This window comes from Mesorhizobium sp. M1252 (genome assembly GCF_040318265.1).
Classification (GTDB): domain Bacteria; phylum Pseudomonadota; class Alphaproteobacteria; order Rhizobiales; family Rhizobiaceae; genus Mesorhizobium.
The window spans coordinates 137,998-154,339 of record NZ_JAMYLX010000010.1 but is presented as its reverse complement, the minus strand read 5'-3'; the positions used below and the strand labels follow the sequence as shown (position 1 = coordinate 154,339).

Annotated in this window: 14 protein-coding genes; 7 read left to right on the top strand and 7 right to left on the bottom strand. The window is 63.2% G+C overall.

The genetic code is table 11. The features are described from left to right. Nucleotide 1 precedes the first annotated feature (1 nt). Nucleotides 2-1,204 carry an aromatic ring-hydroxylating oxygenase subunit alpha gene (locus tag NKH22_RS20910; RefSeq protein WP_023822566.1) on the bottom strand — a complete coding sequence of 401 codons (1,203 nt, stop codon included), beginning with the start codon at nt 1,202-1,204 and terminating at the stop codon, nt 2-4. A gap of 503 nt (nt 1,205-1,707) precedes the next feature. Here NKH22_RS20910 and NKH22_RS20905 point away from each other — a divergent pair. Next, on the top strand, nt 1,708-2,088 hold the full coding sequence (locus NKH22_RS20905; RefSeq protein ID WP_023693708.1) for a hypothetical protein: 381 nt from the start codon (nt 1,708-1,710) through the stop codon (nt 2,086-2,088). A 235-nt stretch (nt 2,089-2,323) separates the two neighbouring features. On the opposite strand, the gene NKH22_RS20900 is transcribed toward NKH22_RS20905, so the two are convergent. Both NKH22_RS20900 and NKH22_RS20895 read right to left on the bottom strand, forming a co-directional pair. Beyond that, a complete protein-coding gene (locus NKH22_RS20900) occupies nt 2,324-4,414 on the bottom strand; it encodes a hybrid sensor histidine kinase/response regulator (RefSeq protein ID WP_023670065.1) in 2,091 nt (696 codons plus the stop codon). 220 nt (nt 4,415-4,634) lie between these two features. Beyond that, nucleotides 4,635-5,363: a response regulator gene (locus NKH22_RS20895; protein WP_023690130.1), complete on the bottom strand. Its 729-nt coding sequence runs from the start codon at nt 5,361-5,363 to the stop codon at nt 4,635-4,637. 94 nt (nt 5,364-5,457) lie between these two features. Between NKH22_RS20895 and NKH22_RS20890 the strand changes: the two genes are divergently transcribed. After that, on the top strand, nt 5,458-6,162 hold the full coding sequence (locus NKH22_RS20890; RefSeq protein WP_023670063.1) for a response regulator transcription factor: 705 nt from the start codon (nt 5,458-5,460) through the stop codon (nt 6,160-6,162). A 71-nt stretch (nt 6,163-6,233) separates the two neighbouring features. Here the strand turns inward: NKH22_RS20890 and NKH22_RS20885 are convergent, their stop codons facing one another. Both NKH22_RS20885 and NKH22_RS20880 read right to left on the bottom strand, forming a co-directional pair. Continuing rightward, on the bottom strand, nt 6,234-6,404 hold the full coding sequence (locus NKH22_RS20885; protein ID WP_023670062.1) for a hypothetical protein: 171 nt from the start codon (nt 6,402-6,404) through the stop codon (nt 6,234-6,236). Between the two features lie 32 nt (nt 6,405-6,436). Next, on the bottom strand, nt 6,437-6,769 hold the full coding sequence (locus NKH22_RS20880; RefSeq protein WP_023670061.1) for a hypothetical protein: 333 nt from the start codon (nt 6,767-6,769) through the stop codon (nt 6,437-6,439). 330 nt (nt 6,770-7,099) lie between these two features. Here NKH22_RS20880 and NKH22_RS20875 point away from each other — a divergent pair, with 330 nt between their 5' ends. Then, entirely contained in the window at nt 7,100-7,561 is a 462-nt protein-coding gene (locus NKH22_RS20875; protein WP_023727275.1) for a L,D-transpeptidase, read from the top strand. A gap of 164 nt (nt 7,562-7,725) precedes the next feature. Here NKH22_RS20875 and NKH22_RS20870 read toward each other — a convergent pair whose 3' ends face one another. Further along, complete coding sequence (locus tag NKH22_RS20870) at nt 7,726-10,809, bottom strand: efflux RND transporter permease subunit (protein ID WP_023696405.1); 3,084 nt, start codon at nt 10,807-10,809, stop codon at nt 7,726-7,728. Then, the gene (locus NKH22_RS20865; RefSeq protein ID WP_352910794.1) at nt 10,806-12,110 is read right to left on the bottom strand and encodes an efflux RND transporter periplasmic adaptor subunit; all 1,305 of its coding nucleotides are present in this window, start codon (nt 12,108-12,110) and stop codon (nt 10,806-10,808) included. Before NKH22_RS20865 ends, NKH22_RS20870 begins: the two co-directional genes overlap by 4 nt. Before the next feature lie 149 nt (nt 12,111-12,259). On the opposite strand from NKH22_RS20865, the gene NKH22_RS20860 reads away from it, so the two are divergent. The 4 genes from NKH22_RS20860 (at nt 12,260) to chrA (ending at nt 16,264) form a co-directional block, all read left to right on the top strand. Then, nucleotides 12,260-12,796, top strand: a complete 537-nt coding sequence (locus NKH22_RS20860; protein WP_023683943.1) for a TetR/AcrR family transcriptional regulator — start codon at nt 12,260-12,262, stop codon at nt 12,794-12,796. Nucleotides 12,797-13,128: 332 nt separating this feature from the next. Further along, nucleotides 13,129-13,917, top strand: a complete 789-nt coding sequence (locus tag NKH22_RS20855) for a 3-hydroxybutyrate dehydrogenase (RefSeq protein ID WP_023683942.1) — start codon at nt 13,129-13,131, stop codon at nt 13,915-13,917. 140 nt (nt 13,918-14,057) lie between these two features. Continuing rightward, nucleotides 14,058-14,876: a chromate resistance protein ChrB domain-containing protein gene (locus NKH22_RS20850; protein WP_023683941.1), complete on the top strand. Its 819-nt coding sequence runs from the start codon at nt 14,058-14,060 to the stop codon at nt 14,874-14,876. Beyond that, nucleotides 14,873-16,264, top strand: coding sequence for a chromate efflux transporter (gene chrA, locus NKH22_RS20845; RefSeq protein ID WP_023683940.1), 1,392 nt, complete (start codon nt 14,873-14,875; stop codon nt 16,262-16,264). Before NKH22_RS20850 ends, chrA begins: the two co-directional genes overlap by 4 nt. Nucleotides 16,265-16,342: the final 78 nt, after the last annotated feature.

Below are 16,342 nucleotides of genomic sequence, written 5' to 3'. Positions count from 1 at the left end.
CCTACACCTGCGAGCGCATAGCCTCATTGAGGTTCCACATGTCCTTCTCCTCCGGCGCCGTCTCCAGGCCCAGCACCGGGATCTGCTTGCGCAGATGGTCGTGGTGGGTGCGCACACCGTATTCGAGGTCGGAGAGATAAAAACCCTCGAAGGCCTCCGAGATCATGGACTCGTTTGACCAGACGGAAAGCTGCACGTCCTCGTTCATGGTATCGCGGTCGATGCGGTAGGCGAGATAGCGGGCGGCCGCCTGTTCCCGGGTCTCGTCGGGGTAGCGGTAGATGGCGCCGCGCAGCAGCGTCTCGCCGGTCGACAGCGGGAACTCCTGATAGAACTGCACCGATTCCGGCATGATCGACAGCGCGTTGTTGGGGAAGATGCCGTAATAGATCCAGGCCCTGCGCAGATGCTCCGGCAGGTGTGAGGCATCGGGCGTGAGCTTGATGTATTCGCGCACGCTCCAGCGCCGGCCGGCATGCGGATTGTAGGTGGCAAACGAGCGCGACACGCCGTTGATGAACGGCTCATCGAAATAGGTCGAGCCGTAGAGATCCTGCAGCGCCGGATGCGCCATGGCGACGTGGTAGCCTTCATTGTCGACGTCGCGCACCGACTTCCAGTTGACCGGCGTTTTCTGTGTCCAGATGCCCCAGGACGGCACCATCTCGGCCGCATTGTAGTGGGCCATCTCGGCCTCGATCGGCTTCAACAGTTCGGCCACCGAAGGCTGCGGGCCCCCCTTGCGAAAGCGGACAAAGATGAAGCCCATCCATATCTCAAGGTCGAGCGGCATCAGGCCGAATTCGGTCTTGTCGAGCTCGGGGAAGGAGCGCGGCCGGGCGGCGCCGCGCAGCGTGCCGTCGAGATTGTAGACCCAGCCATGGAACGGGCAGACCAGCGCGTTCTTGCAGGTGCCCTGGCTGTCGGCGACGACGCGGCTGCCGCGATGCCGGCACATGTTGTTGAAGGCGCGCACGACGCCGTCCTTGCCGCGCACGATGAGCGCCCGCTCGCCGACCACGTCCATAGTCAGATAGTCGCCGGCATTCGGCACGTCGCAGACATGGCCGGCGATCTGCCAATGGTTGCGGAAGACGTATTCCTTCTCAAGTTCGAGAAGCGCGTCGGAGTGATAACTCCAGCCCGGCAGACCCCGCCGGTCCCAATCATTGGGGATCGCCACGTCACGGAGATGCGGGTTCATAAAAAAGCTCTTCTTTTATTGAATACTCATTCAATAAAACCATATTTTACATTGAAATGCAATGGGTTGTAGAAATCACAACTTTTCAAGTCGGCACAACAGGACCAGCTGAAAGCCAGAAAATCCCGGAATATCCGGGCGTTAACCGGGGGCGTGAAATAGCTGTCCGGCATGCGGATTTGGCCGTGCCGAGCTTGCAAACACGGCCCGCTCCGAGACGAAAATACCTGGCGTCCGCAAATTCGATCCGCAGTGTGAGCTTGTTCATAGTGCGGCCGACAGGAAGCGGGCTTGGTGCGTTCGCGGCCCGCCTGTCGTCAACATTTGATTGCCCGGATGAAACAGCTTCGCAAACGCATCTTGCCGTCGGCACATGACCGGATCTGTCCGGATATGCCCGAATTTCTTGTTTCAAACCTGTTACGCGGGCAAGCCAAGCGCATCATTCGCCCGTTACCAGGCGCGCTTAGGTTCGTTTCATAAGAAAACGAAGGGGAGCAGCAATGCATACGAAAGTCGAGATCACTAGCAACGAACGACGCGCCAAACTGGCACTGCGTCAGCGCGCCAGCGACCATCCGGTTGCGATGTTCTCCATGCTGGGCGCCTGCGCTCTGGCCGTCATGTTCCTGACACCGGCTTCCGGTCCGGCCTTCGCTTCGCTCAACCCGCCGGCCAATGTCGTCCAGGGCGCGCTGACCACCATCAAGACCGCCCGGCTGCCGGAGCCGGAAATCGATTTTGCCTGCCAGGGTCAGGCCTGGGGCGCCGAGAGCGCGGAGTGCCTGCGCGTCATCGCCGCCCAGTCCGGCGTGCACAAGGCGCGTTCCGTCCGCATGATCGCCAACGCAGCGCCGCTGACCACGACACCCAACGTTTTCTGAACCTCCCGAGCGCTTCCTCCCGCGCTCGTTCTTGGCTCCCGCCGCTTCCCTCGGTCGGGAGCCTCTTTTTTAGGGTCTATCGAGATTCGGGTGAGGCCGGCCTGCGCATGGAGGTTCCCTGCGCTTCCGGTGCTCGCGTACTTCAAGTACGCTCCGCTCCGGTTCTCGGGAACCACCATTCTCGACTCGGCCTGACCCGAATCTCGATAGACCCTACATGGGTGCTTCCGAAAACTTAGCCGGCGGCGGCGACCTGGTCGGCTATTGCCGAGAGTACGCCGCGGACGTCCAGCGTCGAGAACGGCTTTTCCAGGATTTGCGGGCGCTGCGGCGCCGGCAAGGCTTCGATCTCGGCCTTGGCGCCGATCAGGTCGCCGGTGACCAGCACGAAGCGTTTGGCCAGCGCCAGGTTGTCGGCGAGCAATTCGCGGTAGATGGCAATGCCGCTGGTGCCGGGCATGCGCAAGTCGGAAAAGACGATGTCTGGCGGCATGTGGCCGGTCAAGGTCGCCGCCGCCGACGTCCAGGCCGGCACGACCCGCGACTTGATACCCATCAGTTCCAGGATGTCGGAGAGGGAGCCGGCGACGTCGGGTTCGTCGTCGATGATCAGCGCATGGCGCAAGCCGCTGGAACGAGCCGGGCTGTCGCCGGCTGCTGCCGCGCCGCCGGTGATTACCGGCAGCTGGACGACGAAGCGCGCGCCACGCGGCAGCACCTCCTCGAACCAGATATTGCCGTTGTGGCGCTCGACGATCGATTTCGAGATCGACAGGCCGATGCCGGTGCCGACGCCGACCGGCTTGGTGGTGAAATAGGATTCGAAGATGCGGCTGCGGATCGCCTCGGGAATGCCCGGTCCGTTGTCCTCGACCGAAAACCCGGGGTTGCCGCGATCGCTGCGGAATGTCCGCACCTTGATCAGGCGGTCGCCGCCGATACCGGCCAGAGCGTGTTGGCTGTTGATCAGGAAATTGGCGGCCACCTGCGTGACGTGGTCGGCATCGGCCATCGCCAGCAGCGGGCCGGGCGCGAAATCGGTGTCGATGATGATGCCGCTCGAGCGTGCGCCATAGGCGGTTACTTCGAGTGCGGCGCGGATCACCTGGTTGAGATCGGTCTCGGCCTGCGCCGCCGGATGCAGGCGCACCATCGACAGGAAGCTTTTGACGATGCGACCGCAGCGCTCGGCAGCGGCGCGCACTTTCTCGGCGCGAACCTTGGTCTGCGGGTCGGTGGCGAATTCATGCAGCAGCGTCGACTGCGCAACGACCACGGCGAGCGGGTTGTTGAGCTCGTGCGAAACACCGGCCAGCAGTGAACCCATCGCCGCCATCTTCTCGTTCTGGTGCAGTTTTTCGCGCTGGCGGTTGATCTCTTCTTCGGCGCGCAGCTTATCGCGCAGATCGCGGATCGAACCGAAGATGAGCTGACGGTCAGCCACCCGCATCTCGGTCGCCGTCAATTCGATGGGAAACACCTCGCCGGCCGCATTCTGTGTCACGGTCTCAAGCCGTTGGCCAACCATCGGCGCGCCGCGGCCAGACATGTATTCGGCGCCCGAGACATAGCCCTTGCGGTAATATTCCGGCACCACGGTATCGAGCAGGTCCTTGCCGAGGATGTCGCTGCGCTGATAGCCGAACATCTTTTCGGCGGCCGGATTGAATTCGATGATCGAGCCGGTCTCGTCGATGACGATGATGGCGTCGAGCGACGCCTGCAGCATGGTGCGGCGGATGACTTCGCTGGCATGGGCGTCGGACGGCGAGTGCTCGATGGCGTCGCCGATGGCGAGCGCGATGATGTGCATCGTCGCCTCTTCCTCTTCGGTCCATTCGCGCTCGTTTAGGCAGTCATTGACCGCGAACGTGCCCCACAGATGACCGTGCGCGAACACCGATACCGACAGGAACGACTTGATGTGCTGCTTCTCGAAATCGGCCCTGAGGAACCCGTCGAGATCGCGCGTATGGCCGGCGAAGATCTTGCCTTGCCGCTCGTCCTCTCCAATCCGCTCCAGCAGCGGATCGGTATCGACGATCGACTGCATGATCACCGTCGGCGAAGCCAGTTCGCCGCCGAAGCGAGGATCGATCCAGTAGGCGGCGACCGATTGGGCGAAGCCCTGGCCGGGCAATTCGCGCAGCCTGAACAGGATGCCGCGCTGGCAATTCATGGCGCTGCAGAGCGTTTCGAGGATGGTTTCCATCTCGCGCTGCCAGTCGCCGGCATCGCGCAACCGGCGGACGACGCGCACAGCCGCCATCGCGGCGCTCTGGCGAGCGCCTTGCGGGTCCATACGTGGTGCTGGTTCAGCGGTCATGTCAGCCATCAGTAAAGGGCCGTCGAATTAGGCAGCTATGGAGCATTTCACGAAAAAGGTGAAACGCTCCATGTTTCAATGCAATCCCGAACGGAAATCGCTACGCACTGTTCCTGGATGCTAGAGCGTTTCACCGTTTCACGGAAACGGAGAAGCCTCTATCTCTTTGTTTTTACGCAATTCCGGGCGGAAAACCGCGTACACTTTTCCTGTAATTGCTCTAGTGCCCGTCACCGGTCGGCAGCGAGAAGATATAGCCTTCGCCGCGCACTGTGCGCAAAAATTTCGGATTGGCCGGATCGGTTTCGATCTTCTTGCGCAGCCGCATGATGCGAATGTCGACGGCGCGCGACGATTCAGGATCCTCAACAAAACCAATCGCCTCGGAGATCGCCGATCGCGTCAACAGCCGGTTGGCGCGGGTCAGGAAAACCTCCAGCACATCGAACTCGCTCTTGGCCATGTCGATGACGGCGCCGTTGGCGCCGGTGACAAGCCTGCCGTCGAGGTCGGCCTGGAACGGGCCGAAGGTCAGGCGGCGGCCGCCATCGGCTTGTGTCTTCGCCGCCTGGGGCGGGCTCGGCTGCGGAACGCGGCGCAGCACGCTGCGCACACGAGCCAGCACCTCACGCAACTCGTAGGGCTTGACGATGTAGTCGTCGGCGCCAAGCTCCAGCCCGACAATGCGGTCGAGTGCGGTGCCGGCAGCCGTGGCATAGATGATGCCGACCGGTATTTGCGAGCGCAGCCAGCGGCCGAGCGACAGTCCGTCCTCGCCCGGCATGGCGATGTCGAGAATGGCCAAATGAAACGATTCCGTCTCCAGCAAGGCGCGCGCCTCGGCCGCGCTTCCGGCCTGGGTCACATCGTAGCCGTTGGCGCCGAGATACTCGGCGACCGCGTCCCGGAGATCGGGCTCGTCCTCGACGATGACAATCCGTGCCCGCACTATGGCCTCGCTCCCGCTTTCAGCGGAAAGTAGATTGGGTATAAACATGATGTCCAGCACTCATATCCGGTTGCGGGGGAACGGGAAGAAAAACATGGCTGCACGATCCGTCATCGCGCTGGTTTCCGTCGCCGATGTGGTGGCCGGCGATCTTGCCGATCATCTCGACCGGCGCGGCCATGACGTGCGCGAGGCGCGGCAGCCCTGGGAAGCTGAATCCCTGCTTTCGGCCGGAGGCATCGATATCGTCATCGTCGGCGACAGCCTCAGCCAGGCGGAGGGGCGGGACCTGCTCAGGCGTTATGGCGGCGGCCAGAGCGCGGACGGGAAGGCGGGGCCGGATTTCATCCTGATCTGCCGGCCGGCCGATCTGGTCGACAAGGTGCTGGCGCTCGAGCTTGGCGCCGCAGATGTCGTCGAAAGTCCGCTCAATGTCAGGGAGCTTGCCGCGCGCATCGGCGGCCTGCTGACGCGGCGCGGCAGGTCCGCCCAGGAACTGATCGTGCTGGAAAATGCCACCGTCGATTTGCGGTCGGCCATCGTCATGCACCGTTCGGGTACGGAAGAACAGCTGTCGCCGGGCCAGGTGGCGCTGCTCAGGCTGTTTCTGGCCAGCCCGCGCAAGGTGCTGACGCGCGACGACATCATTGCGGCGGCGCCCGCCGAAAATGCCGATGCCTTCGACCGCTCGATCGATTCGCGCATCGTGCGGCTGCGCCGCAAGCTCGACACCGAAACCATCACAACTATACGCGGCGCAGGCTACCGGTTCGACCCGCCGACGCAGCGCGCCGACTGAGGGTTGGGAGGCTGGATTGTTCCTCGGCTCGCCCAAAAAAGCTGCGCAATCTTGGGCGCCATGCATAGGCGTCAGCGCACCACCAGAAGCGATGGTCCCGACGGCAATTCGCTGGCGACTACGATTTCGCTGGCGGCATGCGCGCGGTCCTTCAGGAGAACCGTGGCGAGACCGGCAAAGCCGAGCAGGCCTTGTGCATAGAGCAGTACCGAAAGCACGGAGGCTGCAGATTTCGTCTTCATCGGTTGTCCCCAAAATCAGAACCGCGGGTGCTTCAGGATAAACCCGAAGTGCCCGCGTCGCCCACGGAGCCCCCCGTTGCGACGCGGGCCTTCGGTCCTCTCGGCAGCAAGTTGCCGGAGGGGCCGCGCATCCACTTCAACCCGAGGCCGACCCGCCAGAGGGCCCTGAGACGGTTGATGCGCAGACTGGAGACAATCCAGACCAAGGCTATGAACAGCGCGGCATGCAGCGTCGAAATCTCACCCGAATTCATCACCGCCAGTTTCGTCATCGGGGTGCCGGCTACTGTGCCGATGCCGCCGACGACAAATGCGGCGATGCTTATCCTGAAGAGCCAGGACAGGGTTGTCGATTTGATGCTCATTTTTCGTTGGCGCCGGCTGTTCTCGTTGGGATGACTTTGCCGTGAGCCTGTAACCAGATCATGCCGCCCAGGCCGCGCTTTGTTGCAAGTCGGTTTCGAGCGATGCCAATCTTCTTTCATATAAGGACATCAGCACTTTCGTTTGGGGGGCGGTGCGTGATCGGGAGTGCGCAGCGAAGACGGGAGCACGCTCCTTGTCCACCTTGCTTGTTAACCAGAGGAAACAGATTCGAAACACAAACGAGCCTCAGCGAAGTCAGTCTGAAACATGGCGCAGGGATAAGGCGGCCACCGAATTGACGCCGGCAGGACCGGCAAAGAGGAGCCATCATGTACAAAGCCATTTCCGCCAAACTCATCAACGTCACCGCCGCAGCCGCCGGCGCCGCGCTTCTGCTTGGCGCCGCCAACAGCACCGCCCATGCCGCGGCAAACCAGATCGTCGCGCGTGTTTCGCTGTCGCAGCAGACCATGGAAGTGCTGGTCGATGGCCGGCCGAGTTTCGCCTGGAAGGTCTCGACCGGCGACAGTGCGCATGTCACGCCGACCGGCTCGTTCAAGCCGACCCGCATGTACGAGATGTGGCATTCGAAGAAATACGACAACGCGCCGATGCCGCACTCGGTCTTCTTCAGCGGCGGCTACGCCGTGCATGCGACCAACGCCATCAAGCGGCTGGGACGGCCGGCGTCGCATGGCTGCGTGCGGCTGCATCCCGACAATGCCGCCGACTTCTACCAGTTGGTCGAAACCTTCGGCCCGACCAACACCAGCATCGTCATCGTCAAGTAGCAGACTGCGTTTGGAGCGATGGTGCAGCGCAGCCGGACAGGTCATGCCGCACCGCAAGTTCCCGCCTTGGAGCTCCATCGGGGCTTCGCGGTAAATCAATCCAGTCAAAAAAGAGGCCGGAAATTTCCGGCCTCTTTTCGTTTGTTCGCTGACGCCGTTCGCGCTCAGTCCGCGTGCACCGGCATCAGCTTCGGGTCTGGCTTTTCGGCGTGGTGCGGCAGGTCCTTGCTGGCGATGAAGGTGTAGAACATCGGCACCACGAACAGGGTGAACATGGTTCCGACCAGGATGCCGGTGAAGATTACGAGGCCCATCGAATAGCGCGCCGCCGCACCAGCACCACTGGACACGATCAGCGGCACGACGCCGAGCGCCATCGCCGCTGTCGTCATCAGGATCGGCCGCAAGCGCACCTTGGCCGAGGCGACGATCGCATCGCGCCGCCTCATGCCATGCAACTCGCGCTGCTGGTTGGCGAACTCGACCAGAAGAATGCCGTGCTTGGTGATCAGACCTATCAGTGTGATCAGGCCGACCTGCGTGTAGATATTGAGCGTTCCAAGCCCCAGATTGAGCGGCACGATGGCGCCAAAGATCGACAGTGGCACCGCCATCATGATGATCAGCGGGTCGCGGAAGCTTTCGAACTGCGCCGCCAGCACCAGATAGATGACGATTACGGCGGCTGCGAACGCGATAAGGATCGTGTTGCCTTGCTCCTTCTCCTGCCGGGACTGGCCGGAATAATCGATGAAGAAGGTATCGGGCAGGCTCTCCTTGGCAAGGTTCTCCAGGGTCTGCAGCCCGTCGCCCGTGGTGACGCCGGGAAGCGGCAGCGCTGATATCGTCGCCGAGTTCAGCTGGTTGAACTGCTCGATCGCGGCCGGCGCGGCGTTGGTCGAAATCTTCACTACCGCTGAAAGCGGCACCATTTCGCCGGTCACGCTACGCACGAAATATTCGCCGAGCTTCTCGGGATTGTCGCGGAATTCCTTCGGCACCTGCGGGATGATGTCGTAGCTGTTGGAATCGCGGTCGAACTGAGCCACTTCGGCGCCGCCGACCAGCAGCGTCAGCGTCTGGCCGATGTCGGCGATCGGCAGGTTGAGAGCCGCCGCGCGGTCGCGGTCGATGGTCACCGTCACCTGCGGAGCGTCAAAGGACATCGAGTTTTGCACGACGATGAAGCGGCCGGAGGCCTGCGCCTTGTTCTTAATCTGCTCGGCCGCCTCGTAGACCTCGGCGGAACCACCGGTCGAGCGCACCACCATGGAGATCGGCAGGCCGCCGCCGGAGCCCGGCAGCGTCGGCGGCGCGAAGACGAAGGCCTCGACGCCGGCCACCTTGCCGAGGCGTCCCTGGATATCGGCTTGAAGCTCCTTTGAGTTGCGCTGGCGCTCGGCCCAATCCTTGAAGGCGAAGCCGACAAAGGCGCCGTTGGTGGCGCCGCCAAAGGCAACGGCGGAGAATTGCGCCCTGGTTTCGGGAATGTCCTTCACCAAGCCGAGGATCTGGTTGACGTAGGTCTCGGTGTAGTCCGAGGTCGCGTAGCGCGGTGCCGTCACGATCGACAACAGGAAGCCCTGGTCCTCTTCCGGCGCCAGTTCGCTCGAGGTCTTGGTGAACATGAAGCCGGTGAGCGCAACCAGCGCCACGACCATCAGCAGCGTCACCGGTCGATTTCTCAAGGAGGCGGTTACCGCCCGCTCATAGACATGCTCGACACGGCTGAAGGTTCCGTCGACGACGCGCTGGAAGCGACTGTGCGATCCCGCCTTGAGCAGACGCGCCGCCATCATCGGCGTGATGGTGACGGCTATGAGGCCGGACAGCACCACCGAACCGGCGAGCGTCACCGCGAACTCGCGGAACAGCGCACCGGTCAGGCCGCCGGTGAAGGCCAGCGGCGCGAACACGGCGGCGAGCGTGATGGTCATGGCCACGATGGCGGAGAAAATCTCGCGCATGCCGTTGAAGGCCGCCTGCATCGGCGACATGTGGTCCTCCTCCATGTGGCGATGGATGTTCTCCACCACCACGATAGCGTCGTCGACGACAAGGCCGATGGCCAGCACCATGGCCAGCAGCGACAGAAGGTTGATCGAATAGCCGACCGCAAACAAAAGGAAGCAGACGCCGACCAGCGACAGCGGGATGGTCACGATCGGCATCATCACCGAGCGGAATGAGCCGAGGAACAACAGGATGACCACGACGACGATGGCGACGGCTTCGGCGATGGTCTTGAACACTTCATCGATCGAGGCGCTGATCTGTTCGGTGGAATCGTAGACGATTTCGATGGTCATGCCTTTCGGCAGCGTCTCTTGAATCAAAGGCACGATCTTGTGGATCGCCTCCGCCGTTGTCAGCGGGTTGGCGGCCGGCGTCGGGAAGATGGCGAGGAAGGTGCCGGGCTTGCCATTGAAGCTCACCCTCGTGTCGGTGCTCTCGGCGGCAAGCTCGACTCGCGCCACGTCGCGCAAGCGCACCACCTGGCCGTCCGTCGAGCGCAGCGGAAGCTCGGCAAAGGCCTCAGGCGTCTGCAGCGTCGAGCGAACCGTGATCGAGGAGACGACATATTCGTTCTCGGTGTTGCCGGGCGCCGACAGGAAGTTGGAGTTGTTGATCGCCGCCAGCACTTCGGCGGCGGTGACGCCACGCGCAGCAAGCTTGACCGGGTCGATCCAGACCCGCATCGAATATTCCTCGGCGCCGAAGATCTGCACGTCGGCGACACCTTCGACCGTCGACATGCGGGGCCGCACGACGCGCTCGATATATTCGGTGAGTTGCTCCTTGCTCATGTTCGGATTCTGCATCGAGATGTACATCATCGCGAACTCTTGGCCGGTGCCCTTGACGATGACCGGGTCCTTAGATGCATCCGGCAAGGTGCCGCGTACGCCCTGCACTTTCGACAGGACCTCGGTCAGCGCGACATCCGGATTGGAGCCGAGCTTCATCTGGACGACCACAGTGCTCGAAGACGGCCGGCTGGACGAGGTGACGTAGTCGATGTTCTCGGTCGAGGCGACGGCCCGCGCGATCGGGGCGGAGATGAAGCCCTGGATCAGGTCGGCGCTGGCGCCGGGATAGGCGGTGGTGATGGTGATCGCCGTCTCGTCAACCTTGGGATACTGCCGGATCGACAGGTTGAAGATGCCCTGGAAACCCAGGAGCAGGATCATACAGGCGAGGACGGTGGAGAGGACCGGCCGGCGAATGAAGATGTCGGAAAAGTTCATTGCTGAGCCTGCTGGTTCGCCGACTTGCTGGGGTCAATGGTGTTGTCGACAGCGACGGACATGCCGTTGAAGAGACGGTTTTGGCCGGCGGTGACGACCTCGTCTCCAGCCTTGATGCCCTCGACGATCTCGACCATGCCGTCGTTGCGGCGGCCGGGCTTCACGAACACCTGCGACAGCACGAGCGCCGGCTTTTCCGGTTCTGCCGCGGGCTTCGCCGGGTCGACAGCCGGCTTGTCCGCGGGCTTCGCCGCGGCGTCTTCGGCAGCCGGTTTCGCGTCTGCCGGCTTTGCATCTGCCGCCGGCTTTGCCGCGTCGGCCCCTGCAGCAGGCTTTTCCTCGGGTTTCGCGGCTGGGGCGCCTTCCGCCGGCTTCGCCGGAACGACGACGAAGACGAAGTCGCCATAGAGGCTCGACGTCAATGCCGTCTGCGGCAAGGACAGAATGTTTTTCTCCTGCGGCAGCTCGACGCGAACCTGGACGAACTGGCCGGGCGTCAGCTTGCCGTCAGGGTTGGCGACCTCGCCGCGGACGGACACCAGGCGGCTTGAAGCGTCGATCTTGGGATCGATGCCGCGAATGGAGCCGGCAAACGGCATGTCGGCGCCGCCGCCGGTGCCGCCGAGGCCGAGCCGCACCGCCTGGCCTATCTTGAGCAGCGGCAGCTGCTGTTCGGGTACCGAGAAATCGACCCGCATGGTGTCCAGATCCTGCAAGGTCACCACTGCGTTGCCGGGCGAGAGATATTGGCCGAGGTCGATCTTGGGGATGCCCACGGTGCCGGCGAACGGCGCCGTCAGCTGCTTCTGATCAAGCACGGCCTGCAGCTTGTTGACCTGCGCGGCGGAGGCCGATGCAGCGGCTTGAGCGGTGTCGAGCGTGGCATCCGTTCCGACGCCGCGCCGCTGCAGCTCCAGCGCGCGTTCGAGCGCCGTCTTGTCGGACACGGACTGCGCCTTGGCCGCGACCAGATCCGCGCGTTCGACGCCATCGTCGAGCTGCAGCAGGACCGAATCGACCGGCACCTTCTGGTTGGCATGGAAAAGGATGTCCTTGACGATGCCGCTGGTCTCGACGGTAAGGTCGACACCGCGCACGGCGCGTACCGTGCCGATCGCCTCGACCCCCGGCGTCCAGTCGGAAGGCTTGACGACAACCGTCGATACGGTCGTCGCCGGCGGCTTCATGGTGGCGAAATACTGTTTGATAGCGTTGTCGCGGAACAGGTTGAAGCCGACAACGCCGACGCACACCAGAGCGAGCAGAAGCAGAATTGCGGTGATAGAGATGAAGCGCTTCACGAACTGTCCCCTCGGCCGATGTCCGGCAAAATAGCCGAATAGCGGGACACTTATCGACGCCAGGTCCCGATTACAAATGACGGCGGACTTACTGTACCGTCTGGACGGTCTTGTCAATTCCGCCTAGGCTGGTGCGGGGGAAGGGATCGATGAAGACCCAAAGGGCAAATTCGCGCGACAAGATACTCGCCGCCGCCGCCGATGTCGCACGCGAGGCCGGTCCCGGCAGCCTGTCGCTTGACGCCGTCGCCAGCCGCGCCGGCGTGTCGAAAGGCGGCCTGTTATATAACTTTCCGACCAAGGCCAAACTGATGCAGGGCCTGGTGGAGAATTACCTGCGCGCGTTCGAGCTGGCGCTGGAATCGGGCCGTGTCGCCGGCGCCAGCGGCGAGAGCCTGCTCGCCACCTATATCCGGCTCTCGGCGGATGATTGCGAGGAGCCGAAGCCGACGGCTTCGTGGATATTCTCGGCGATCGCCGAGGATCCGGATTTCCTGACGCCGATAAAAGCCTTCAAGTCGCAGCTGCTGCAGCGGCTGAAGAGCGAGACGCCGGACCTCAAGACGCTGCTGGTCTGCTTTCTGGCCATCGAAGGGCTGCGCAGCATGAACCTCTTCGATTCCGACGTGCTGTCCGCCGACGAACGCCACTTGCTGGTATCGGCCCTGCTGGAGATTGCAGGATAGCTCAGGGCGTCGGATCGAAGAAGCGATACGGGCCGGGCGGAAAGGACGGTTGGTGAGCGGCATGGCATAGGCACGCATCACGACATCGGCGATTTCAAGCTACAGCCCCCTGATTCGTTGGATCGATGGTTCAGGAATGACTGCGCGAATGCGCGGCCGACTATGTTGCGCCGCACCATAACACTGCCGTGTCAGCCTTGAGACGGCGCTCGGCGAGGCCGGCAAAGCGCGTTTTAGGGCTGTGATGGCGCCGACATATGGTTATGGCATTGTCATGTTGCGGCGCACAAACTATGTGCCTTTGTAGTCCTCCTAACAGTCGCGAGATCTCCATGGGTTCCCTTTCTTCGAAGAATGCGCTCGTCACCGGATCGACCAGCGGCATTGGCCTGGCCATTGCCCGCGCCCTTGCCGCCGAGGGCGCCAACGTCACGATCAACGGCCTTGGCGAAGCCGCGGCGATCGAACAGGAGCGCGCCGGCATCGAGAAGGATTTTGGCGTCCAGTGCCGCTACTCCGGCGCCAACATGATGGACGGCGCAGCGGTGACCGCCATGGTGCGCGAAGCCGAGCAGGCCTTGGGCAGCCTCGACATTCTGGTCAACAATGCCGGGATACAGCATGTCGCGCCAATCGAGGAGTTTCCCGACGACAAGTGGGAAGCCATCATCCGCATCAATCTGCTTGCCGCCTTTTACGCGATCAAGGCCGTGGTGCCCGGCATGAAGGCGCGCAAATGGGGCCGCATCATCAACACCGCGTCGGCGCATGCACTGGTCGCCTCGCCGTTCAAGTCGGCTTACGTCTCGGCCAAGCACGGCATAGCGGGTCTGACCAAGACGGTAGCGCTGGAAGTCGCGCAGGACGGCATCACCGTAAACGCCATCGCGCCCGGCTATGTCTGGACGTCACTGGTCGAAAAGCAGATCCCCGACACGATGAAGGCGCGCGGCATGACCGAGGAACAGGTCAAGCGCGACGTGCTCCTGGCGGCACAGCCGACGAAGCAATTCGTCACCGTGGAGGAGCTCGCCGCGCTGACGCTGTTTCTGTGCTCGGACTCGGCCAGGCAGATTACCGGCACGACTTTGCCGATGGATGGCGGCTGGACGGCGCAGTAGGCGCGCTCCCCCGGCGCCGCTCTTTCCTTGACAAAGACGAAAGATCAATCCAGCATTGTGGCAAGGGGTTCCTTCGCGACGACCCCGTGAGGCGTCAGCCCAATGATCGCGTCCAAACTCTCACTCTGGAGGTGGACGCCATGCCGTCAACAACCGCAATCACCGTAGCGCAGCTTTCCCGCCTTGTCGGTCTGTCCGACGCGCCTGTTCTTGTCGATGTCCGCATCGACGAAGACTACGACGTCGATCCGCGGCTGCTTCCGGCCTCGTGCCGGCGCGACTTCAAGTCTGTTTCGAGCTGGGCGGCCGAGTTCACGGGGGCTCATGCTGTCGTCATCTGCCAGAAGGGGCTGAAGCTCTCGCAAGGCGTTGCCGCGTGGCTGCGCCATGAGGGCATTGCTGCCGAATCCCTTGAAGGCGGCTTCGAGGCGTGGCAGGCGGCCAAGGGACTTCTGGTCAAGGCCGACAAGATACCGCCCCGCGACGACAAGGGCCGCACGGTCTGGGTGACGCGTGCCCGCCCCAAGGTCGACCGCATCGCCTGTCCTTGGCTGATCCGCCGCTTCGTCGATCCCTCGGCGGTGTTCCTGTTTGTCGAGCCGTCTGAAGTGCTGGCGGCCGCCGATCGGTTTGGGGCGGTTGCCTTCGACATCGACGACGTGTTCTGGAGCCATCGCGGCGAGCGCTGCACCTTCGACACGATGATCGAAGAGTTCGGGTTGCGGTCCGAAGCGCTCGATCGCCTTGCGCTGATCGTGCGTGCAGCCGATACGGCGCGCCTCGATCTCGTACCGCAGGCGGCCGGGTTCCTCGCTGCATCGCTCGGGCTGTCGCGCATGTTCCGCGACGATCTCGAACAGCTTGATGCCGGCATGCTGCTCTACGATGCGTTCTTCAGATGGTGCCGCGATGCCACTGACGAAACCCACAATTGGCCCAGCGCGGGCAAAGCGCCATGAGCGCCCTCGCCGCGGACGACGATGCACAGGCTACCGAGGCTCCGATCGTCCCGACCTTCCGCCAAGCCGCGAAACTGTGGGCAAGGATCGGCCTGCTCTCCTTCGGCGGGCCGGCCGGACAGATCGCGCTGATGCACAAGGAATTGGTCGAGGATCGCCGCTGGATCGGCGAGCAGCGGTTCCTGCATGCGCTCAACTACTGCATGCTTCTGCCAGGCCCCGAGGCACAGCAGCTCGCCATCTATATCGGCTGGCTGCTGCACCGGACCGCCGGCGGCCTCGTTGCCGGCATCCTGTTCGTGCTGCCCGGTGCGTTTGTCATGCTGGGCCTCAGCATCTTCTACGTGCTTTACAATGATGCGCCCGTCATCGAGGCGCTGTTTTTCGGCATCAAGGCGGCGGTGCTGGCCGTCGTCGTCGAGGCGGTCCTCCGCATCGGCAAACGGGCGCTCAAGAACCGGGTGATGATGGCGATCGCGGTGGCCGCGTTCCTTGCCATCTATGTCATCAGGCTGCCGTTTCCGCTGATCATCCTGGTTGCAGGGCTGACCGGCTGGATCGGCAACCGCCTGGCACCGGCGCGTTTTTCCGGAGCCGCACGCGGCAAGGACAATTTGCCCGATGTCAGGGGCGCCGTCGACGTCATGTTCGAACGCGGCGACCTCGCTCACACCAAGCCGACGAAATGGCACGCGCCGCGCACCATCGCGATCTGGCTGCCGATCTGGCTCGGGCCGGTCGTACTGATCCTGGCGCTGACCGGCCCTGCCAGTGTTTGGGCACAGCTTGGCGGCTTCTTCAGCCTGATGGCGGTGGTCACATTCGGCGGCGCCTACGCTGCGCTCTCCTATGTCGCGCAGGCAGCGGTGACCTCGTTCGGCTGGCTGGCGCCGGGTGAAATGGTCGATGGGCTTGGTCTGGCCGAGACGACGCCGGGACCATTGATCCTGGTGCTGCAGTTCGTCGGCTTCGTCGCCGCCTATCGTCACGCCGGTGCGATGGGACCGCTTGTGGCCGGATCGCTCGGCGCATTGCTGACGCTCTGGGTGACGTTCGTGCCGTGCTTCTTCTGGATCTTTCTGGGTGCCCCCTACATCGAGGCGCTGCGCGGCAACAAGGCGCTGTCGGCGGCGCTGAGTGCGATCACGGCGGCTGTGGTCGGCGTGGTGATGAACCTTGCGCTGTGGTTCGCACTGCATGTCGTCTTCGGCGCGGTGCACCGTTTTGGTCTTGGGATGGAGCTACCGGTGCTGTCGTCGCTGGATTGGCGCGCCGCGCTGCTGGCGGCGGCCGCCATGGTCGCCATGCTGAAACTGAGGATCGGCATGCTGCCGACATTGGCCGGCTCGGCGCTGGCCGGACTGGCGCTGCTGGCCTTGCCTGCGTAGCGTCCGAAGGCGCGACCAGCCATTATCACAGCCGGATTTTTGAGGTATGCCGGGCCGGCGCACAACGGTCGCGGGCGC